The sequence below is a fragment of the Burkholderia thailandensis E264 genome (assembly GCF_000012365.1).
In the GTDB taxonomy this organism is placed as follows: domain Bacteria; phylum Pseudomonadota; class Gammaproteobacteria; order Burkholderiales; family Burkholderiaceae; genus Burkholderia; species Burkholderia thailandensis.
On sequence record NC_007650.1, the window covers coordinates 2718397 to 2739283 of the forward strand.

Consider the following 20887-nt stretch of genomic DNA (forward strand, 5'->3'; position numbering starts at 1 on the left):
GCAGGCATCGCGCCGAACGTTGCCGGGCGGCGACGGCCGACTCCCCGCCGCGCCCGGTTCGCTTCGGCTTCGTCAGAACACCTTCACCGGCACGTTCACGACCAGCCGGTATTCCTGATTGGTGCTGTCCGAGTAGTGCGCCGAGCCGACGTGCCACATCGCGATGAACGTGATCTTCGTGTCCTTGAGCTTGCCGCTCTGGATCGTGTACGACGGGATGAAACCGAACTCGTGATGGCGGCCCTGCACGGGCGCGCCGTCCTTCCAGTAGATGCTCGAGCGCGTCGGATCGAGCGCCGCGCTCGCGGAGCCGTCCGCGCCCCAGCCCGTCACGCCCCACACCATCGCCTTGAAGCCGGGCAGTCCCGCGTCCTTGCCGTGGAACGTGTAGCGCAACTGCAGCGATTTCTCGTGCGGCGCGTTGTAGTCCACGTCCATCGAATCGACGAGGAAGATGCCGTTCGTTTCGTTCAGGTAATCGAAGAACTGATCGCCGAGCACCTGCTGATAGCCGAGCAGCAGTTCGTGCGGGCCGTGCTGCGCGGCGAGCGACAGGCTGTACGCGTTGTTGTCGATCTTGCCCTGGCGCGCGTCGCCCGTGTCGTGCGTCGAATAGAAATTGCCGAAGCCCGTCCACTTGACCGTCTGCGGCGAGCCGTAGCTCTGCTTGACCGAGCCGTAGTACTGGCGCCAGACGTCGTCGGCCTGGCCCGCGTAGAACGACGCCGAGCCCGTCGGCGAATAATCCCACGTGCCGCCGACATACGTGAAGCGGTCGACGCGCGTGCCGCCGTATTGCGTCGTCAGGTTCGTGAGCGTCGTATGGCCACGCGCGTCGGTCTTCGTGAAGCTGCCCGCTTCGAGCATCACGTTCTTGAATTCGTTGCTGACGATCGTCGCGCCGAGGAACGTCGGCGGCAGCGCGCGGTTGTCGTGCTGCTCCATGAACGGATTGTCGACCGCCTGCAGACCGTACTTGATCACCGTGTTCGAGATGCGCGCCTTCACGTCGTAGATGCCGGGAAACGCCCACGCGAGCTGGTTCGAGCCGCCGCCGCCCTTCGCGACGTGCACCATGTTGCCGCCGCCCGCGCCGCCGTCGAGCTTCAGCGCCGCATAGATCGACGCGTCCACGCCAAAGCCGATCAGCCCGCCCGTATAGCCGGACTCGAAGTTCGCCATCACGCCCTGTATCCATGCGCGGCGATGCGGCCCGCCCTTCGCATCGAGCACGTCCGCGTAGTTGCGCAGCAGCACGTCGAAATGGCTGTCGGCAATGAAACCTTTCGACTTCGCCTGGCTCGACACCGGCGCGGGCGGCATCACCGCCTGCGTGGCGTCCGCGCTGACGACAGCGTTCGGCGTCGCCGCCTGCTGCGCGAGCGTCGCGGCGGACGGCGCTAGAGCCGGCGCGGCAGGCGCCGCGTCGTCCGCGCGCGCGGCGCCCGAAATCGACACGCCGGCGAGCATCGGCAGTCCCCACGCGAGCACGACCGCCCGCGCGACCCTCTTCATCGATCGATGTTGTGTCATTGCGCTTCTCTTTTTATGTTGACTACCCACTCGCCGGCCGCGCATCGCGGCCGGCGACACCCCGACGCGCCGCCGTAACGACACGCCTTCCCGCGGCGCGAGGATCTTTCGCGCCGTCCACACCCCTGTTGGCTTGTTGTCTCTTTGTCGGTCCTGCTCAGCTCGGCGCGCCGCCCGTGCCCGCCCGGATGCACGCGACGCGCGCGGCCGTCGCGCCGCGCACCTCGGGCTGCGGCACCTCGCGCGCGCACGCGTCGATCGCGTCCGGGCAGCGCGTGCGAAACGCGCAGCCCGACGGCGGATCGAGCGGCGAAGGCATTTCGCTTGCGAGCAGCAGCGGCCGCCGCGCGCGCTCGCGCGCGGGCTCCGGCGTCGGCGCGGCGGCAAGCAGCGCGCGCGTATAGGGATGCTGCGGCGCGCCGTACACGTCGCGCCGCGAGCCGAACTCCATCACGCGGCCGAGATACATCACGAGCACGCGCTGGCTGATCGCCTTGACGACGGCAAGATCGTGCGCGACGAACAAATAGGAAAGCGAAAGCTCGCGCTGCAGGTCGCGCAGCAGATTGACGATCTGCGCCTGAATCGACACATCGAGCGCGGATACGGGCTCGTCGCAAATCACGAGATGCGGCTCGCCGATCAACGCGCGCGCGATGCCGATACGCTGGCACTGCCCGCCGGAAAATTCGTGCGGATAACGAAGCAGATGGTGGGCGCTCAAGCCGACGCGCTCGAGCATCGTCAACACGCGGCTGCGCACTTCGCCGCGGCCGATGCCCGGCCGATGCGTGACGAGCGGCTCGGCGACGACCTGCTCGATCGTCATGCGCGGATCGAGCGACGCGAGCGGGTCCTGAAAAATCATCTGCATCTCGCGGCGGATCTTGCGCGCATCGCGGCGCGCGTCGCTCACGATCGGCGCGCCGCGCCACTGCACGGTGCCCGCCGTCACCGGCGCGAGGCCGATCAGCGCGCGGGCGAGCGTCGACTTTCCGCAGCCCGATTCGCCGACGAGCCCAACCGTCTCGCCGCGCTTCACGTCGAACGACACGCCGTCGACCGCGCGCAGCGTGCCCTTCGGCGACCACGGGTAGCCGCCGAGCGGCACGCGGAAATGTACCTTGAGATCGCGTACCGACAACAGCGCGCCGGCGTCCGGCGATGCGCCGACGCTTCGCGCATCGGCGCCCGGTGCCTCGACGCCGGAGGCTTCGCCGTTCGAGGCGCCCGCCGATGCCGATACGAACGACGAAGTGGAAGAAATGAGATCGGTCGCGGCGTTCATCGCAGCCCTCCCGTGATTTCTGCAATGGGCCGATGGCACGCGCGCAAGGCGCCCGCGTCCGAATAGCGAATCAGATCGGGGCGCTCGGCGCCGCACCGATCCGAGGCGTGAGAACAGCGCTTCGCGAACGCGCAGCCGGACAGCCCCTGGCCGGGCAGCGGCGGATTGCCGGGAATCGCGACGAGCGGTGCGTCGTCGGGCGCGTCGAGGCGCGGCAGTGCGTTCAGCAGGCCGATCGTATACGGATGCGACGGCGCGCAGAAGATCGCGTCGGCGCTCGCGTATTCGACCGTGCGGCCCGCGTACATCACCATCACGTCGTCGGCAAGCCCCGCGACGACGCCCATGTCGTGCGTGATCAGCACGATCGACGTGCCGCGCTCGCGGTTCAGCTCGCGCAGCAGCTCGATGATCTGCGCCTGCACGGTGACGTCGAGCGCGGTGGTCGGCTCGTCGGCGATCAGGATCTCCGGCTCGAGCAGCAGCGCCATCGCGATCATCACGCGCTGGCGCATGCCGCCCGAGAACTCGTGCGGATACATTCTGATCCGGCGCGCGGCATCGGGAATCCTGACTGATTCGAGCGCCTCGACCGCACGTCTGAGCGCGTCCTTGCGCGACATCTTCCGATGAAGCTGCAGACTCTCGGTCATCTGCCGCTCGATCGTCAGGAACGGATTGAGCGACGTCATCGGGTCCTGAAAGATCATCCCGATCCGGTCGCCGCGCACCGCGTTCAACTGCCGCGTGTTCATCCGCAGCAGGTTCTCGCCGTCGAACAGCGCCTCGCCCGACGTCGATCCGTTGCCCGCGAGCAGCCCGAGCAGCGCCATCACCGTCTGGCTCTTGCCGGAGCCCGATTCGCCGACGATGCCGAGCGTCCTGCCCGCATCGAGCGAGAACGACACGCCCGACACCGCGTCCACGGGCTCGCCTTCCCTTCGCGTGAAGCGCACGCCGAGATTCTTGACTTCGAGTAGCGCCATCTCAGCGGTCCTTCGGATCGAGTGCGTCGCGCAGGCCGTCGCCGACGAAGTTCACGCAGTAAAGCGTCACGCACAGCATCACGGCGGGCGCGAGCAGCAGCCACGGCATCGCCTCGAGCTTCTGCGCGCCGTCCTGGATCAGCACGCCCCAGCTCGTCATCGGCTCCTGCACGCCGAGCCCGAGAAACGACAGCACCGATTCGGTCAGCACGATCGCCGGCACGCTGACGGTCGCGTAGACCACCACGACGCCGAGCAGGTTCGGCACGATGTGGCGCCGCACGATCGCGGCCGGCGCGACGCCGATCGCGCGCGCCGCGTCGACGAACTCGCGCGTGCGCAGCGACAGCGTCTGGCCTCGCACGACGCGCGCCATGTCGAGCCACGAGAACGCGCTGATCGTCAGAACGACGAGGATGAACGAACGCCCGAACAGCGTCATCATCAGGATCGCGATCAGCAGATACGGAATCGCATACATCATGTCGACGACCCGCATCATCGTCGCGTCGACGCGGCCGCCGGCGAAGCCCGCGATCGCGCCCCACGCGACGCCGAAGAGCCCCGACACGAACGTGCCGAGCAGGCCGACCTCGAGCGACACGCGCCCGCCGATCAGCGTGCGCACGAGCAGATCGCGGCCGAGCTCGTCGGTGCCGAACCAGTGCGCGTTCGCGAGCGTCGGCGCGAGACTGATCGACGACCAGTCGCTCGCGGCCGGATCGTTGGGCAACAGCAGCGGCCCGATGAAGCACGCGAGCGCGATCAGCGCGAGCACCGCGAGGCTCGCGAGCGCCGCGCGGTTGCGCACGAAGCGCCGCGCGGCGAGCTCGAACGGCGTGCGCGAGCGCGGCGGCGCGTCGGCCGGCTTCGGCAGATCGATCGAAGAAGTAACAGGCGTCATCGCGTCACCCTCTCAATAGCGGATGCGCGGATCGAGCCACGCATACGCGAGGTCGACCAGCAGGTTGAACAGCACCGCGCAGACGGTCGTCAGCACGACGAGGCCGAGCACGAGCGTGTAGTCGCGATTGATCGCGCCGTTGACGACGAGCTGCCCCAGGCCCGGCAGCGCGAACACCGATTCCGTCACGACGGCCGCGGTGATCGACGAGATGCAGACCGTGCCGAACAGCGAGACGACGGGCATCAGCGCGGGCTTGAGCGCGTGGCGCAGCACGATCGTATGGCCGGGCAGGCCCTTCGCGCGCGCGGTGCGGATGTAGTTGCTCGACAGCGTCTCGATCATCGAGCCGCGCATCACGCGCGCGAGCAGCGACACGTTGATCAGCGTGAGCAGCGTGACGGGCAGCACGCGGTAGCGCCAGCCGCCGTCGCCCCAGCCGCCCGCGGGCAGCCAGCCCGCGCCCTCCGAGGTCTTCAGCGCGATCGCGAAGATCAGCACGAGCACCGGGCCGAGCACGAACGGCGGAATCACGTTGCCGAAGTTGCCGATCAGCATCACGAAGCGATCGACGAAGCTGTCGCGCCGCACCGCGGCGATCGTGCCGAGCAGCACGCCGAGCACGATCGAAAGCGGAATCGATACGCCACCGACGCCCAGGCTCACCGGAAACGCCTTGCGCACCAGATCGTTGACGGACCAGTCCGTATAGCGGAACGACGGGCCGAGATCGCCATGCAGCAGCGAGCCGAGATACATCAGGTACTGCTTCCACAGCGGCTCGTCGAGGTGATACTTCGCGTTCAGGTTCGCGAGCGTCGCGGCGGACAGCTGCTTCTCGCTGTCGAACGGCCCGCCGGGCGTGAAATGCAGCAGCAGGTAGCAGACGGTGACGACGGCGAGGATCGTCGGCACCGCCCACAGCGTGCGCCGCAATGCGTAGGCCAGCATGATCGGCTCCGCTTCAGTGCTTGGCCAGGTACATGTCCTGCGACGCGCGCATGTCGATGTAGTTCGTCAGCGTGTAGCCGCCGACGTAGGACTTCACGAGGCGGTCCGCCGAATACTGGAAGAGCGACACCATCGGATAGTCGTTCATCGCGAGATCGTGCGCCTGAGTGAGGAGCGCCGAGCGCGCGCCGTCGTCGAGCTTCTGGTTCGCTTCGGCGACGAGCGCATCCACCTTCGGGTTGCAGTAGCCGACCGTGTTCTGCGAGCTGCCGCAGCGGATCAGGTCGAAGAACGTCATCGCGTCGTTGTAGTCGGCGAACCAGCCGTCGCGCGCGACCTGCACCTTGCCGTCGTGGCGCTGCTTCATCAGAACCTTGAACTCGACGTTCTCGAGCTTCGCCGTCACGCCGAGCTTCGTGCGCCACTCGGACGCCGCGAACAGCGCGACCTTCTTGTGCAGATCGTTCGTGTTGTAGGTCAGCGTGAACGTGAGCGGATGCGCGTCACTGTAGCCCGCCTGCTTCAGCAAGTTCTTCGCGTAATCGACGCGCTTGGCCATCGGCCACGACGCCCAATCCGGCGTGAACGGACGCTGCACGCCCTTCACGCCCTTGGGCATCAGCCCGTACATCGGCACTTCGCCCGCCTGCGTGATCTTCGAGGTGAGAATGTCGCGATCGAGCACCATCGCCAGCGCCTCGCGCACGCGCTTGTCCTTCAGCGCCGGATCGCTGTTCTTCAGGTAGTAGTAGTACGTCGCGAGCTGCAGCCCCGGCCGCAACTCCTTGCCGAACTGCTTGCTGATCTGGCCGAAGCCGCCCGCGGGAATCGAATACGTGTAGTCGATCTGCCCCGCCTGGTACATCCGCAGCGCGGTCTCGTCGTTCTCGATCGGCAGGTAGGTCACCTTGCGGATCACGACGTTGCGCGCATTCCAGTACTTGTCGCTCTTCGCCATCACGATCCGGTTGTTCGGCTGCCAGTCGACGAGCGAGTACGGGCCGTTGCCCACGATGTTCTTCGGGCGCGTCCACGCATCGCCGAACTTCGCGACCGTGTCCTTGTTGACGGGCGCGAGCGGCGCCATCGCGGTGAGCTCGGGGAAGTACGACACCGGCACCTCGGTCGTCACCTCGATCGTGTACGGATCGATCGCGCGGATGCCGAGACTGCCCGGCGGCTGCTTGCCCGCGATGATCGCCGACGCGTTCTTCACGAACTCGACGAGAATCGTGTATTTCGAGCCCGTCTTCGGATCGGCGAGACGCTGCCACGAATACACGAAATCCGCGGCCGTCACGGGCTGCCCGTTGCTCCACTTCGCGTCGCGGCGCAGCTTGAAGATCCAGGTATCCGGCGTCTTGTGCTCCCACGATTGCGCGACGCCCGGCACCACTGCCCCGCTCGCGTCGATGCGCGCGAGCCCTTCGAACAGATCGAGACCGATCGTGTTGCCCGTCCACGATTCGATGTGCGCGGGATCGAGCGATTCGACCTCGGCGGGCACCTGCCGCGTGAGGTCCTGCTGATCGGCGAGGGTGACATTCGAGGGAACGGTGACGGCCGAGGCGGATTGCGCGATCGTCAGGGCGAGCGAGGCCAGCACGGCCGCGAAGGCATGCGTGTGTTTCATCGTGTGCGATTGATAGTGGTAGCGGAATGGCAACGCGCGACGCAAGGCCGTGCGCGACGGCGCGAAGAACGCTTAGGGCTGCGGAGAAAGGGGAGGCCCCTGGTGCCTGTATCTCATGTTAGTCATCCTTACATTCCTTTCGACAGACACCCCATCGAACACACGAAGGAATGCCCCGCCTTAGAACAACCTCGGCGTTCCCACCCAGACCACCACCGACTCGATCTTCGCGGTGTTGACCCAGCTATGCGGGACCGTCGACTGGTAATGCGCGCTGTCGCCGGCATGCAGCGCGAACGACTTGCCTTCCAGCGTCAACGCCACTTCACCCTCGATCACATACAGGAATTCCTCGCCTGCATGCGTCGTTACCTCGGAGCGCTTTTGTCCCGGCGGCATTCGCACGAGAATCGCCTCGAGCTGACGCCCCTCCGGCACGTTCGTCAGCCGCGCGAACAGGTTCGCCGAATCGGCGAAGCTGAAAAAGCGCAACTGATCCCCGCGGCAGACCGAACGCTCTTCGCTCGGCGTCTCGACGAAGTACTGCACCGTGACGCCCAGCGCGTGCGCGATGCCGGCCAGCGACGTGATGGACGGCGACGCGAGCCCGCGTTCGACCTGCGACAAAAACGGCTTGGAAATACCCGCGGCGGTCGCTGTTTCGTCGAGCGTGCGTTTCAGCCTCTGCCGCAACGCCCGAATCTTGCTCCCGAGCGCGACGCCAGCATTGGCAGGCCGCGTGTTTTCAGTGGAAGGAACCATAGCAGGCCGAAATCTTATCGTCAAAAAATGTTTGATGGAAAATAACGAAGTTTGATAGATATGACTTACTCTTCGTCGTCCCGAGCTGCGCCGCCGCCTCGACGCGGACGCCGCGAACGGCGGCGGCAAGATCGGGGCGGCACGCTATCTTGCCAGACTCGCCGCCTTCACAGGCAAGCTGCACGCGGGTTTGCGCGTGTTGCGACAGATCACGACAAACGGCTTTCAATCAGCCCACGGCCATGAGCAGCAAAGAAGACAGCCCTCTTTTTCGGGGATTACCCTGAGTGACGAAGAACCGACACGCCGCGAGAATCGCGGCCGCCTCGCGGGCCGCGACGATCTCGCCGCCCGCCCGTTTCTCACCGGCGACGTCGCGCGGCCCATCCGCCGCGCGCCGCGCTTCGTCTTGCGCCCGATCCGGGCGCTTGCCCGCTTGACGACATGACGATCCCTTGCACTTTCCGGCGCGCCGCGCGCGCATGCTTGACCACCTCGCCACCTCCACCGCTCGATCCCCGGACAGGCGCCGATCCGCCCGGCCGCGCACGCCGCCGCGTCGCGGCCGGCGTCTCGCCCGCCATCCGTCGCGCCGTCGCGCGCGGCGTTTCGTCTGTTCAATCCAGAGGTGCACAATGAATACTCGCGTCTCCCAGACCCGCTCGTTCACGACGGTCTTCCTGATCGAAATGTGGGAGCGTTTCGGCTACTACGGGATGGCGGCCCTGCTCGTCCTGTTCATGGTCGACAAGCTCGGCTTCACCGACGGCCAGGCAAACCTCACCTGGGGCGCGTTCACCGCGCTCGTCTACGCGTCCCCGTCGATCGGCGGCTGGATCGGCGACAAGGTGCTCGGCGCGCGCCGCTCGATGATCATCGGCGCCGTCGTGCTGTGCGCAGGCTACCTGATGCTTGCGATTCCGAACGATCATCTCGGATTCATGTACGCGTCGCTCGGCGTGATCGTCGTCGGCAACGGGCTGTTCAAGTCGAACGCCGCGAACCTCGTGCGCCGCATCTACGAAGGCGACGACGCGCGCATCGACAGTGCGTTCACGATCTACTACATGGCCGTCAACATCGGCTCCACCGCGTCGATGCTCGCCACGCCGTGGATCAAGGATCACTGGGGCTGGCACACGGCGTTCGCCGTCTGCTGCGCGGGGATGGTGCTCGGCATCCTCAACTTCGTGCTGATGCATCGCACGCTCGCGCACATCGGCTCGCAGCCCGATACGCAGCCCGTCCATTGGCGGCGCCTCGCCGCGGTCGCGGCGGGCGGCGTCGCGCTCGGCCTCACGACGATGTACGTGCTCGGGCACAAGCAGTTGGCGGTCGCGAGCGTGTGGGCCGCGGCGTTCGCGATTCTCGCGATCTTCGCGTACATGATCGCGAAATCGAACCGCGCCGAGCGCTCGGGCCTCATCGCCGCGCTACTCCTGATCGCGCAGGTGATCCTGTTCTTCATCTTCTATGTGCAGATGCAGACCTCGCTCACGCTGTTCGCGCTGCGCAACGTCGATCCGCGCTTCACGCTGTTCGGCACGACGCTCTTCACGTGGAGCCCCGCTCAGTTCCAGGCGCTCAATCCGATCTGGATCATGCTGCTGAGCCCCGTGCTCGTCGCGGTATACAACGGCCTCGGCAAGCGCGGCCGCGATCTGCCCGTCGCCGGCAAGTACGCGCTCGGCTTCGGCGTCGTCGCGCTCGGCTATCTCGCGTTCGCGATCAGCGGGCGCTTCGCGGTCGACGGCCGCGTGTCGTCGTGGTTCATGGTCGCGGGCTACGGCTTCTACTCGCTCGGCGAGCTGCTCGTGAGCGGCCTCGGCCTCGCGATGATCGCGCGCTACGTGCCGGCCCGCATGGGCGGCTTCATGATGGGCGCGTACTTCGTCGCGACGGGCGTATCTCAATATCTCGGCAGCGTCGTCGCGAACTTCGCGCAGATGCCGTCGAACGATCTGCCCGCGACCGCGTCGCTGCCGCTCTACATCGAACTGTTCACGGGCCTCGGCTGGCTCGCGGCGGCCGGCATGGCGATCGGCCTGCTGATGCTGCCGTTGATGAACAGGCTCTCGCGCGAGCATCACCGCTGCGAAGCGCAGCGCCGCGAAGCGCAGGCCGCCGCCGCGCACTAGTGAAATCCCTCGACATGTGACTTGCGCGCCACATTCTCCCTACGGTTCGCGCGCAAGCGTCCTACACTGAAACCAATTCGCCGGCACGGGCGACATCGGCAGGGAGAGTGCGATGAAATCCAAGACGACGAGGCTCTGGCGAATGCTGTCGGACATCCGCCGCGCGCAGCGCTGCACGGCGCTGCGCGCGGCGGCGGCGGCGGCCGACGTGGACGCGCTGCTGACGGAGCGCGACGACGAGCCCCGCGACGCGGACGATGCGGCGCAGGACGACGCATCGAACGCGAAGCGCGCAAGAACCGATCTGCGCCACTGATGGCGCCGCGCCGCACGCGCAACTGATGCGCGCGCGGCTTCTTCGTCAGCCCGGCAACGGCCTCGGCGTGTCGCCGGCGCCCCGCTCGCCCGTCACATCAGACGGATGGCCTGACCGTCTTTCCGCCGATCACCAAGTTGCTCGAACCGCCGCCGTCCTGAGTGACGGCCAACGCGGCGCCGAGCCACGCCATCCCCGCCGCCGTCTCCGGAACGCTCGCGCCGACGCCCGGCACGGGCTGCCGGCCATCGATCCCGACGAGCAGGACCGTGCCGTCAGCCGCGACGCCGACCGCGGTGCGCCCGTTACGCGCGACGTGCGGGCCGTTGTACCGGTTGCCGTTCGCGGCGCCGCTTTCGCCAGCGTCGACGCCCACCGTCGGCGCGAAGCCCTCCTGCGCCGCGCATGGCGCGAGGTTCGCCGCGTCGGCTTGCGTCGCGCAAAAGCCGGTGTTGACAGTCCAGAAATCGCCCGCACCCGGCGCACCGCGCTCGATCTGGTAATCGACGGCGCCCTTGGCGACCGGCTGCGCCGACACGCTCTGCCCGAGGCCTTGCGGTCGGAGCGGCATCTCGGTTTCGGGCATCGCCCGGCGGGCGTCGGACCGTCGCCGCAGCTGCACGCGAGCACGAGCACGAGCACGAGCACGAGCACAATGGCGGACGGCAGCCTCGCCACGCAGATTCCGGAAGCATTCGTAGTCCGCAAGATTTTTCCTCGGTCGACGGCGTCCGCCGCGAGGCAACGCACGGCGGGGACCAAGTATGCGAACCGCCCGTGACGGCGCGGTTAAACGCGAATCGGCACGGAACGGCCGCCGTGAATGCGCGTGCGCAGCGCACGCGGAGCGATCCGGGGCGCGCGACTGCAGGCGCGTGAAATGCGAGCGATGCGATCCGCGCACACGGCGCGTGGCGCGTGGCGCGCGACATGCGCCGGTCAACCCATCGCGCTCGCCTCTTCGAGCACGCTGCGCTGCTGGATCGCGTCGACAACGTCCGCGATGCAGCTGCGCAGCCATTCGTGCGCGACGCTGTTGTCGTAGCGCCGATGCCAGTACAGCGACCACGTGACCGGCTCGAGATCCAGCGGCAGCTCGCGAATCGCGAGGCGCGGGTCGCCTAGGCTCAGCGCGTGCCGCTCGGACATGATGACGGCGAGGGGCAGCGCGTCGAGCATGCTCGGCACGACGAGCCAGTGCGGCACGTTGAACGCGATGCGGCGCGTGAAGCGCATGTCCGCGAGCATCGTGTCGATCAGGCTGCTGTCGACGGGATTGATCGATACGTTGAGAAAGTCGAGCGCCGCGAAGCGCTCGAGCGTGAGCGGCCTGTTCGCGTCCGGATGGCGGCGGCTCAGCACGCAGACGAGCCGGTCCTGAAACAGCACCTGCGACGAAATCGCGCCCGGGTGATCGAGCCCCGCGCAGACCGCCATGTCGAGCCGGCCGGAATCGAGCGCCTCCACGGTCTTGTCCGCATTCAGGTGCATCACGTTCATCCGGATGTGCGGAGCCATACCCCGAATGTTGCGCAACAGCGGCGGCAACAGCAGCAATTCGGTCAGGTCCGACATTCTGAGCGTAAAACGGCGATCCGACGTAATTGAATCGAATTGATTTTCGGGAGCGAATAATTCTTCGATCTGTTGCAAAATTTGACGAATCGGGCAGGCGAGCGCTTTCGCCCGGGGCGTGAGCTCCATGCCGAGCGGCGTGCGCACCAGGATCTCGTCCTTGAACACGTAGCGCAGCCGGCCGAGCGCGTTGCTGACGGCCGGCTGCGTCAAGCCGATCCTTTGTCCGGCGCGGGTCACCTGCCGCTCCGCGAGCAGCGCATCCAGTATGACGAGCAGATTCAGGTCGATCGAGCGTAGATTCATGATTGCGCCGTTCCTTTTCCGAAATTGGCCGCCAAATCATCGGCCTTCGGAATTTTCAAAATACAAATCAAAATTGAATCTAGTAATTCGACGAAAAAGAATAGCCCAATTATTTAAATACCTTACCGCAATTAGAATAAGAGCACGGTTTCCGCCGCGAATCGGAATGGATCGTTATTTTTGTAAGCATTCCGTATTCGGGCGCGGCGGCGCACGCAAAAAAAACGCGCGGCGGCCGAAGCCGCCGCGCGCGCCCTCTCGGGTTGTCGCGAATCAGACCGTCGCGACCGGATTGACGGGCGAGCCCACCAGCCCGCGAATGTGCAGCGGCGGCGCCGTCAGCAGAAACCGGCTGCGCCCTTCCCTTCGCAGCCACTGCGCCAGCGGCGTCAGCCTCCACAGCTCGCCGAGATGTATGCCCAGCTTGAACAGACACAGCTCGTGCAACGGCATCAGCGCACCCGGCCTCTCCCTCGACTTCAACACCCCAGGCCGCTCCTCCACCGCGTGATTGTCCGCCGCCAGCACCGACAGCCCGCTCTCGTCCACCCACTTCAGCAGCCGCCCGTCCTCTCCGTCCAGCACGCAGCCCCCCGTCAACGACCCAGCCTCCTCTCCCAGCAATCGCTCCGCGAACCCCGTGTGCACGCACACCATGTCCCCACGCTCCACTTCCACGCGATCCGCCTCCAGCACCCGCATCAGCGCCTCGTAGCCCACCTTGCGACGTTCGTCTCCGTAGTGGTGCCGCAAGTCGATCAGCACCCCGCGACCCTGCACCCCCGTCTGCGCCATCACCTCTATCCCCAGCGCGTGCGCGCCTCCCTCGCTGTCCCCCTCCTTCGGCACCACCACGTGCTCGCCCAACCGGTAGCCGTTGTAGAACACCACCTCCGCATGACCGTCGTCGTCCGCGTCGAACACCCCGCCCACGTGCGACAGCGCATCCCACTGCGTCGAGTATTGCGAGTGCACGCAGAACGCGTCGTCGCACACCACGTCCGTCGCGTTGCGCGCCGACTCGTCCGCCCGGTAGCCGAAATACGGCCGGCCGCCCAGTTGCGCCGCCATCACCCGCGGCGGCTGCCGCCGAGCGTTCAGCCCACCCCCACGCGGAACATCCAGCGGCAGGCTCAGCGAAAACACCTTCCCCGCCTTCACCTCCGCCAGCCCCTCCAGAACCTTGCGCTCCGTCAGCCAGTTCAGCCTGCCCTTCTCGTCCTCATCCCCGAACTCGCCCCAGTTCGACCCCGCCGGGCGCCGTCTCCACCGTCGTTCAGTCAAGTGAGCCTCCCGTATCCGTCCCCGACGCGCCGGCCCCGCCGGACGTCAGCTCGATGAGCGGCGCGAGCGGCCCGCCGTCGACGAGCGCCGACACCGCATCGCGCAGCGCGAGCGCCGCCGGCATGCCAAGCGTCGCGCCCGCGGCCAGCATGAACTTCGCCGTCAGCTCCTGCTCGGTCAGCGGCCGCGCATTGGTGCCCTTGCTCGATTCGATGCGCGCCTCGCGCGCGTGCCCGTCCACGGTCGTCACGCGCATCACCGCCGGCAGCCCCGCCGGAAAGCGCGCGTCGCACCACGGATCGGCGACGCAACGCACCTTCGCGGCGAGCGCGCGCCGCGCGGCGTCGTGCACGTGGGCATCGTCGAAGTCGTCGAACCAGACGCCGAGCCCGCCGCCGCCGAGCAGCGCGGCCGCGACCGTATACGGCCCCGAGAACGCGGCCGCATAGCCGTTCGGCGGGCGCATCTTGATTTCGGCGGGCTCGCCGATCGTGCGCAGCGTCGGGCTCGCGACGCTCAGCTCGATCGACGCCACGTCGTCCGCGCGCAGGCCCTCGGCCTTCAGCTGCAGCGCGGCGTCGATGCCCGGGTGCGTGAAGTGGTTGCACGGATATGGCTTGAAGATGATCTGGCTCGTCTCCCATTCGTCGCCGAGATGGCTCAGCACCGCGTTCGGATCGGCGAGATCGCCGCACCACGCGTGGAAGAAGCCGAACCGGCCTTCGAGCGCGGTCGGCGGCGCGGTGACGCCCGCCGCCGCGAATTCCGCCGCGCTCACGCCCGCATGCGCGGCCCAGCCGCAATGAACGCGCTTGACCGAGCCGCCCGTGCGGTTCGCTTCGAGCAGGCCCGCGCCCATGCTCGCGGCGATGCCGAGCGCCGACGCGATCCCCGCCGCATCGAGCCCGTACAGCATCGCCGCGGCCGCCGCGGCGCCGAGCGTGCCGCAGATCGACGTCGCGTGCTGGCCGCGATCGAAGAACACCGAGTTGCCGAGCCGCTCGTTGTACGCGGCGACGCCGAGCCGGATGCAGATTTCGGTGCCGACCGTGATCGCGTCGAGGAGCGCCGCGCCCGACGCGTTCGTCGTCTCGGCGACGGCGAGCGCCGCGGGAATCACCGACGCGCTCGGATGCAGCACCGACAGCATGTGCGAATCGTCGAAGTCCATCGCATGCGCGAGCGTGCCGTTGACGAGCGCGGCGCCCGCGGCGGGCAGCCTGTCGCGCGCGCCGACGACGCCCGCCGGGCCGCGCGCCGCCCAGCCGCGCACGACGCGCAGCACCGCGTGCGCGACGGGCTCGCGATGCGCAATCAGGCTGTTGCCGAGCAGATCGAGCACGCGCGCGGCGGCTTCCTCGCGCAATTGCAGTTCGAGCCCGTCGATGCGCACCGCGGCCGCGAAGCGGCCGAGCGCGCCGACGATGCCGTCGGCGGGCGGCGTGGCGACGGGCCCGGCGCGGCGTGCGGCGGCCCGTGTGATGGTCAGATCGGCTGCGCTCATGACAGGGCTCCGTTCGAACGCGGGTTGCCCGCAAGCGCGAGCGTGACGCGCGCGTTCGCGATCAGCGGCGGCGCGACCACGCGCCCGTCGGGCAGCACGAACACCGACGACGCGGACGATGCGCCCGCGGCGGCGTCGACCGCGTCGAGAATCCGCTCGGCCGCCTCGATCTCGTCGGCCGACGGCGTGAACACCTCGTTGATCACCGGCACCTGCGACGGATGGATCGCGAAGCGGCCGACGAAGCCCATCGATTTCGCCCGCAGCGTCGATTCGCGCAGCCCGTCGAGATCAGTCAGCGTGTGATAGACGGTCTGGATCGGCCCCGCGAGCCCCGCCGCGCGCGCGGCGACGACGCAGCGCGCGCGGCACACTTCGAGCGTGAAGTTGTCGACGCCGATCTGCAAGTCGGCGCGCAGGTCGCTCTCGCCGAGCCCGATCCGCTCGAGCCGCGGCGAAGCGGTCGCGAGCTGATACGCGGTCTCGACGCCGTACGCGGATTCGATCAGGATCTGGATGCCGGCCGCGCAGCCGAGCGCGTCGAGCCACGAGGCCACTTCGCGAATCTCGCGCGGCTCGTCGCACTTCGGCAGGCGCAGCGCCTTCAGCGCGGGCAGCGCGATCGCCGCGACGTCGTCACGGCACCACGGGCTCGAATACGGATTGACCCGCACGTAAGTCGGCTTCGCCGGCCCCGCCGCGAGAATCCCGGCCGCCGCTTCGCGCGCGGCGACCTTGTGAGCCGCAGGCACCGCATCCTCGAGGTCGAGGACGATCGCATCGGCGTCGCTCGCGTACGCCTTCGCGACGACGGCCGCCTTGTGCGCCGGCACGTACAGGTAACTGCGGTAATTCGCGCTGCTCGTCATAGTGCGCCTCGTTCGGTCAAATCGGCGAGTTCGCCGGCATCGATGCCGAGCGCGCCGAACACTTCGTTGTTGTGCGCGCCGCGCCGCGGCCCGCCCCAGCGGATCGCGCCCGGCGTGTCGGACAGCCTGAACGGCACGTTGTGCGTGCGGAACGCGCCGAGCTCCTCGTCGTGCACCGTCACGATCGAGCCGAGCGCCGCGTACTGCGGATCGCGCAGCACGTCGGCCACGTCGTGGATCGGCGCGATCGCGGCCTCGGCGCGCTCGAATTCGGCGATCGCCTCGTCGCGCGTGCGCTGCGCGATCCAGCCGCCCACCGCCGCATCGAGTTCGTCCGCGTGGCGCGCGCGGCCCGCGCCCGTCGCGAACCACGGCTCGTCGACGAGATCCGCGCGGCCGACGAGCCGCATCACGCGTTCCGCGATGCTCTGCGCGGACGTCGACAGCGCGACCCATTTTCCGTCCGCGCTCCGGTAGACGCCGCGCGGCGAGTTGTTCGACGAGCGGTTGCCGGTGCGCGGCGGCACGACGCCCGTCTGGTCGTAGCTCGCGATCTGCGCGCCGAGCGCGGCGAGCATCGTCTCGATGATCGCGAGATCGACGACCTGGCCGCGCCCCGTGCGCTCGCGCGCCTTGAGCGCCGTGAGCGTCGCGAACGCTGCGTTCAGCCCCGCGATCGTGTCGGCAAGCGGAAACGACGGCAGCAGCGGCGCGCCGCCCGCCTCGCCCGTGACCGACGCAAGCCCGCTCATCGCCTCGGCGAGCGTGCCGAAGCCCGGCCGGTTCGCATACGGGCCGAACTGCCCGAAGCCCGTCACGCGCACGAGCACGAGGCGCGGGTTGAGCGCCGACAGCACGTCGTAGCCGAGCCCCCAGCGCTCGAGCGTGCCCGGCCGGAAGTTCTCGATGACGACGTCCGCCGTCGCCGCGAGCTCGCGAAACAGCCGCTGCCCGTCGGCATGGCCGAGATTGAGCGTCACCGAGCGCTTGTTGCGCGCGATCACCTTCCACCAGAGCGGCACGTCGTCGCGCCGCGCGCCGTACTTGCGGGCCGGATCGCCCGCAGGATGCTCGACCTTGATCACGTCGGCGCCGTAATCGGCGAGCATCGTCGCCGCGAGCGGGCCGGCGAACAGCGTCGCCGCGTCGATCACGCGAATGCCGTCGAGCGGCGGCGCATCGTGCGCGCGCGCTTGCGTCCCGGCTTGCAGCTCGTCGAGGTCCACGTTCGTCATCGTGTTCTCCAATCGGCTCGTCGGCCGGAGCGTTTCGCGCGATCCGGCCAATTCATTTGGATGACTAATCGTCGTCCGATGCGCATCGCCCCGGACGACGCCGGTTCGTCAGACGGGATTGACCTGATACAGCGGGAAATACGTCTTGATCTTCCCGTTGACGTAGTCGGACGCGAGCGCCGGCACGTCGTCGAAGCCGTATATCTCGGTCGGCTCCGGCCCGACCCAGTCGGACGATTCCTGGAAGTCGCGGATCGCCTCGCTATCGTCGTATCGCCATGCGTGCGTGTGAATGTGCAGCCGGCGGTTGATGCACTCGGTCGCGCGCAGGTTCCAGAGCCGCATGCCGGTTTTCCAGCCGACCGTCGCGACGATCCCGGTGCGGCCGATCACGCGCATCGTCGCGCGATAGAGCGCGCCGCCGAGGTTGTCGAGGAAAATCGCGACACCACGCCCGCCGCTCAGCTCGCCGATGATCTCGGCGAATGCGCTCTCCGACGCGCGGTAGTGAGCCTGATATTCCGGATCGCTGCGGTAGCGTTCCTCGTCGTACGCGAGATGCGGGAAACGGCGCCGGTCGACGGGCGTGATGCCGAGCTTCTCGATGTCGGCGAGGCGCTTGTCGCCGCTCGCCGTCATCGCGACGCGAAAGCCCTCGCGCTTGGCCAGTTGCAACTCCGCGAGCGTCGTGCCGCCGCCCCATCCGAACACCAGATAGTCGGCCGGATCGACGTCCGGCAATTGCGCGCGCCAGCACTTCGACGCGACTTTCCAGTTGTCCCACGCGGTGAAGTAGCGGCCGTAGGTCGCCCATTGCAGCAGCGAATGGCGGCTGCCCTTCGGCACCGGCACGAGATTGTCCGCGCGGATCTTCGTGCGCCGCGCCATCACGCCGATCGTTCCCGGCGCGTCGTATGCGTAGACGAGCTCCGCGAAGCCGTATTGATCGCGCTTGCCGAACGGCATCACCATGCAGATCTCGCCGATCTCCGGGTGCTTTGCGCCGCGGCCGCGATCGACGACGCGCACGAGCGCGCCGTTGCCGAGCACGATCTTCTCTTCGCCGCGCTGGCGGCAGATGTCGACCGGGTTGCGCGACAGCGCGTGATCGAGATTCGCCTCCCACGAGCCGTACAGCGGCTCGACGAGCGCTTCGTCATCCTCAAGACCGGCGAACTGGAACGTCTCCCGGCGCAGCTCGCCGGGCACCGGCGCGTGCTTCTTCGTCTGTTCGGGGCCGGCATACAGCACCCATGCTTCAGTCGTGATCATCACTTGTCCTCGATGGATGGCAAACGTTGGGGAATGCGCGTTGCGCGGGCTCGCCGCTTCAGCGCGTCTGCTGCGTCTCCAGTGCCGCCTCGACGTCGGCCGCCGTCGCCACCTGCCCGAGCTTCGGGAAGATCTGCGTGAGCGCGAAGGTCTGCGCGTCGGTCGACCACGTGCTGACCGCGTCGCTGACGACGACGACGTTGTAGTTGTTTTCGTAAGCCTCGCGTGCGGTCGACTCGACGCCGATGTTCGTCGCGATGCCGGTCAGCACGATGTCGGTGATCCCGCGGCGGCGCAACTGCACGTCGAGATCGGTGCCCGTGAACGCGCCCCACTGATGCTTCGTGACGACGACGTCGAGCGGCTGCACGCCGAGCGCCGGCGCGAACGCGCTCCATTCGGGATCGAGGTTCGGCGGCGAAGGCGGCACGTCGGTCTTCACCTTCAGCGCGACCGCGCCGTCCGGCTGATAGCTCGTGTGCACGAAAATCACCGGCAGCTTGCGCGCGCGGAACGCGTTCGCGAGCTCCGCCGTCTTCGCAACCACGTCGCCGCCCGATTGGGGCACCACGGGCAGCACAACGATGCCGTTCTGCAGGTCGATCGCCACAAGAGCGACAGTCGGATTGAGCGTAGGAATGGACATGTCAATCGATCTCACTTCTGTTGGGGAATGGGTTGGGGGGCGGCGTCGACGTGCGGGCTCGACGCCGCGTTGAACAGCAGCAGCGCGCTCACGGCGAGCAGCGCGATCGCGAGCGCGTGCAGCCCTCGATCGCTCGCCGCATGGCCGAACGCAATGCCCACGAGCGCGAACGACAGACCGCCGCCGACGTACTGCGCGGTCCGGTAGAGGCCCGCCGCCGCGCCGATCCGCTCGCCCGGCGCGCTCCGGTAGAGCGTCGCCTGGTTGCCGAGATTGTTGAATCCGTTCGGAATCCCGAACACGATCGACAGCGGGACGATCGCCCACACCGGCATGTCGGCCGACATCAGTGCCATCACGCCGCAGCCGACGCACAGCATCGCGGAGCCGAACACCAGCACCGGGCGCGATCCGCGGCGATGCGTGAGCCGCGTCGCGACGAGCGTCGTGATCGTGCCGAACGCGGAGATCGGCAGCATCACGAGGCCGGCGTCGCGCGCGGCAAGGTGCTTCACGTCCTGAAGCCACATCGGCAGCGAATAGAAGATCGCGTAGAACACCATGTACGTGCCGATGCAGCGCAGATACGTCGCGACAAGCGGGCGATTGCCGGCCAGCATCCGGACGTCGACGAGCGGCTGGGCGACGCGGCGCTCGTGGCCGACGAGCAGCGCGCCGCATGCGACACACGCGCCGAGCAGCACCCAGTCGGGCGCGCCGAACGCGGTTTGCAGGAACGACAGCAGGCTCGCGAGCGTCGCGACGAACAGCGCGGCGCCGAGCCAGTCCTGCTCGCGCAGGCTCGCGCGGCGGCGCTCCGCGCGCGGGGCGTCGGCCGGCAGCCACGTCGTGCCGAGCGCGAACGCGACGACGACGAGCGGCACGTTGACCCAGAACACGCCGCGCCAGCCGGCGTACTGCACGAGCAGGCCGCCGAGCGGCGGGCCGAATGCGACGGCCACCTGCGCGGCGATCGAGATCGCGCCGAGGCTGCTTGTCGGCGTCGCGCCCTGCGCATGCCGCTGCGACCATGCGCGGATCATCGCGATGCCGGCCGGATACGCGGCCGACGTGCCGATGCCGAGCATCACGCGCGCCGCGACGAGCCAACCGAGCGACGGCGCCCACGGCGCGAGCGCGGCGGCGGCCAGCACGATCGCGAGCCCGGCGAGAAAGATCCGCTTCGCGCCGAAACTGTCCGCGAGCCGGCCCATCATCGGCTGGCCGACCGCGGTCGCGAGATAGAGGCCCGACACGAGCCACATGACGTCGACGTTGCCGCCGCCGGCGAACGCGCGCCGGATGTCGACGAGCGCGACCGCGATCATCGACGAATTCAGCGCGTTGAGCAGCGTGCCTAGCACGATCGGCAGCACGAGCGTGCGCGACAGCGAGCGTGCGCGCTTGCCCGGCGCGCCGCCGTGCGCATCGGTCAGGGTGTCGTTTCGGTCCAGCTTCATGGTGGCTTCGCGTGGCGCCGCTTCGGACGCGATCGGAGTTGAACGTGGCGTTCACGATAGCGATTCGCATGCGTCATTTGAAATGGATTGTTGCGATGCACACATTCATGCGGGGAATGTGCGTTCCGCGCGCAGCGGGCGCCGCACCCGGTTTAGTGCGTTTTTGGAATGGGCTTGCCAGGCCGTGCTGGCGCGCCGCAGCACCGCATGCCGATAGAGAATGCG

The 20887-nt window shown here is 68.0% G+C and carries 19 protein-coding genes and 1 pseudogene; 3 read left to right on the forward strand and 17 right to left on the reverse strand.

The window, feature by feature from the left end; translation table 11 throughout:
- Window positions 1-72: 72 nt before the first annotated feature.
- The 8 genes from BTH_RS11340 to BTH_RS35640 form a co-directional block, all read right to left on the reverse strand.
- Window positions 73-1533 carry an OprD family porin gene (locus tag BTH_RS11340; RefSeq protein WP_025369999.1) on the reverse strand — a complete coding sequence of 487 codons (1461 nt, stop codon included), beginning with the start codon at window positions 1531-1533 and terminating at the stop codon, window positions 73-75.
- A 157-nt stretch (window positions 1534-1690) separates the two neighbouring features.
- Complete coding sequence (locus tag BTH_RS11345) at window positions 1691-2821, reverse strand: ABC transporter ATP-binding protein (RefSeq protein ID WP_009894203.1); 1131 nt, start codon at window positions 2819-2821, stop codon at window positions 1691-1693.
- A complete protein-coding gene (locus BTH_RS11350) occupies window positions 2818-3807 on the reverse strand; it encodes an ABC transporter ATP-binding protein (RefSeq protein WP_009894204.1) in 990 nt (329 codons plus the stop codon). The genes BTH_RS11345 and BTH_RS11350 overlap by 4 nt, the downstream gene beginning before the upstream one ends.
- Before the next feature lies 1 nt (window position 3808).
- Window positions 3809-4711: an ABC transporter permease gene (locus tag BTH_RS11355; RefSeq protein ID WP_009894205.1), complete on the reverse strand. Its 903-nt coding sequence runs from the start codon at window positions 4709-4711 to the stop codon at window positions 3809-3811.
- 12 nt (window positions 4712-4723) lie between these two features.
- Window positions 4724-5662 carry an ABC transporter permease subunit gene (locus tag BTH_RS11360; RefSeq protein WP_009894206.1) on the reverse strand — a complete coding sequence of 313 codons (939 nt, stop codon included), beginning with the start codon at window positions 5660-5662 and terminating at the stop codon, window positions 4724-4726.
- A gap of 13 nt (window positions 5663-5675) precedes the next feature.
- Entirely contained in the window at window positions 5676-7340 is a 1665-nt protein-coding gene (locus tag BTH_RS11365) for a peptide ABC transporter substrate-binding protein (protein ID WP_009894207.1), read from the reverse strand.
- A gap of 135 nt (window positions 7341-7475) precedes the next feature.
- Complete coding sequence (locus tag BTH_RS11370; RefSeq protein ID WP_009894208.1) at window positions 7476-8057, reverse strand: cupin domain-containing protein; 582 nt, start codon at window positions 8055-8057, stop codon at window positions 7476-7478.
- A complete protein-coding gene (locus BTH_RS35640) occupies window positions 8041-8286 on the reverse strand; it encodes a hypothetical protein (RefSeq protein WP_009908157.1) in 246 nt (81 codons plus the stop codon). Before BTH_RS35640 ends, BTH_RS11370 begins: the two co-directional genes overlap by 17 nt.
- Between BTH_RS35640 and BTH_RS34785 the strand changes: the two genes are divergently transcribed.
- From BTH_RS34785 to BTH_RS11380, 3 genes are all read left to right on the forward strand, one after another.
- The gene (locus BTH_RS34785) at window positions 8254-8505 is read left to right on the forward strand and encodes a hypothetical protein (RefSeq protein WP_009908158.1); all 252 of its coding nucleotides are present in this window, start codon (window positions 8254-8256) and stop codon (window positions 8503-8505) included. The two genes, BTH_RS35640 and BTH_RS34785, sit on opposite strands and share 33 nt — an antisense overlap.
- Before the next feature lie 187 nt (window positions 8506-8692).
- On the forward strand, window positions 8693-10195 hold the full coding sequence (locus BTH_RS11375) for a peptide MFS transporter (protein ID WP_009894211.1): 1503 nt from the start codon (window positions 8693-8695) through the stop codon (window positions 10193-10195).
- Window positions 10196-10307: 112 nt separating this feature from the next.
- On the forward strand, window positions 10308-10511 hold the full coding sequence (locus BTH_RS11380) for a hypothetical protein (protein ID WP_009901452.1): 204 nt from the start codon (window positions 10308-10310) through the stop codon (window positions 10509-10511).
- Between the two features lie 45 nt (window positions 10512-10556).
- Here BTH_RS11380 and BTH_RS32870 read toward each other — a convergent pair.
- From BTH_RS32870 to BTH_RS11425, 9 genes and pseudogenes are all read right to left on the reverse strand, one after another.
- Window positions 10557-10932 (reverse strand): annotated as a pseudogene (locus tag BTH_RS32870) (phosphodiester glycosidase family protein); the annotation flags it as partial.
- 518 nt (window positions 10933-11450) lie between these two features.
- A complete protein-coding gene (locus BTH_RS11390) occupies window positions 11451-12392 on the reverse strand; it encodes a LysR family transcriptional regulator (protein ID WP_009894214.1) in 942 nt (313 codons plus the stop codon).
- Window positions 12393-12665: 273 nt separating this feature from the next.
- Window positions 12666-13676, reverse strand: coding sequence for a cyclase family protein (locus BTH_RS11395; protein WP_009894215.1), 1011 nt, complete (start codon window positions 13674-13676; stop codon window positions 12666-12668).
- The gene (locus BTH_RS11400) at window positions 13669-15180 is read right to left on the reverse strand and encodes an MmgE/PrpD family protein (RefSeq protein ID WP_011401562.1); all 1512 of its coding nucleotides are present in this window, start codon (window positions 15178-15180) and stop codon (window positions 13669-13671) included. The genes BTH_RS11395 and BTH_RS11400 overlap by 8 nt, the downstream gene beginning before the upstream one ends.
- Window positions 15177-16049, reverse strand: a complete 873-nt coding sequence (locus tag BTH_RS11405) for an HpcH/HpaI aldolase/citrate lyase family protein (RefSeq protein WP_009908161.1) — start codon at window positions 16047-16049, stop codon at window positions 15177-15179. The genes BTH_RS11400 and BTH_RS11405 overlap by 4 nt, the downstream gene beginning before the upstream one ends.
- Window positions 16046-17284: a CaiB/BaiF CoA transferase family protein gene (locus tag BTH_RS11410; RefSeq protein ID WP_011401563.1), complete on the reverse strand. Its 1239-nt coding sequence runs from the start codon at window positions 17282-17284 to the stop codon at window positions 16046-16048. Before BTH_RS11410 ends, BTH_RS11405 begins: the two co-directional genes overlap by 4 nt.
- A gap of 108 nt (window positions 17285-17392) precedes the next feature.
- Window positions 17393-18556 (reverse strand): zinc-binding dehydrogenase, encoded by a 1164-nt coding sequence (locus BTH_RS11415; protein ID WP_009894221.1) that lies wholly within the window; start codon window positions 18554-18556, stop codon window positions 17393-17395.
- A 58-nt stretch (window positions 18557-18614) separates the two neighbouring features.
- Window positions 18615-19202 carry an isochorismatase family protein gene (locus BTH_RS11420; RefSeq protein WP_011401564.1) on the reverse strand — a complete coding sequence of 196 codons (588 nt, stop codon included), beginning with the start codon at window positions 19200-19202 and terminating at the stop codon, window positions 18615-18617.
- 11 nt (window positions 19203-19213) lie between these two features.
- Window positions 19214-20662, reverse strand: coding sequence for an MFS transporter (locus BTH_RS11425; protein ID WP_009908162.1), 1449 nt, complete (start codon window positions 20660-20662; stop codon window positions 19214-19216).
- Window positions 20663-20887: the final 225 nt, after the last annotated feature.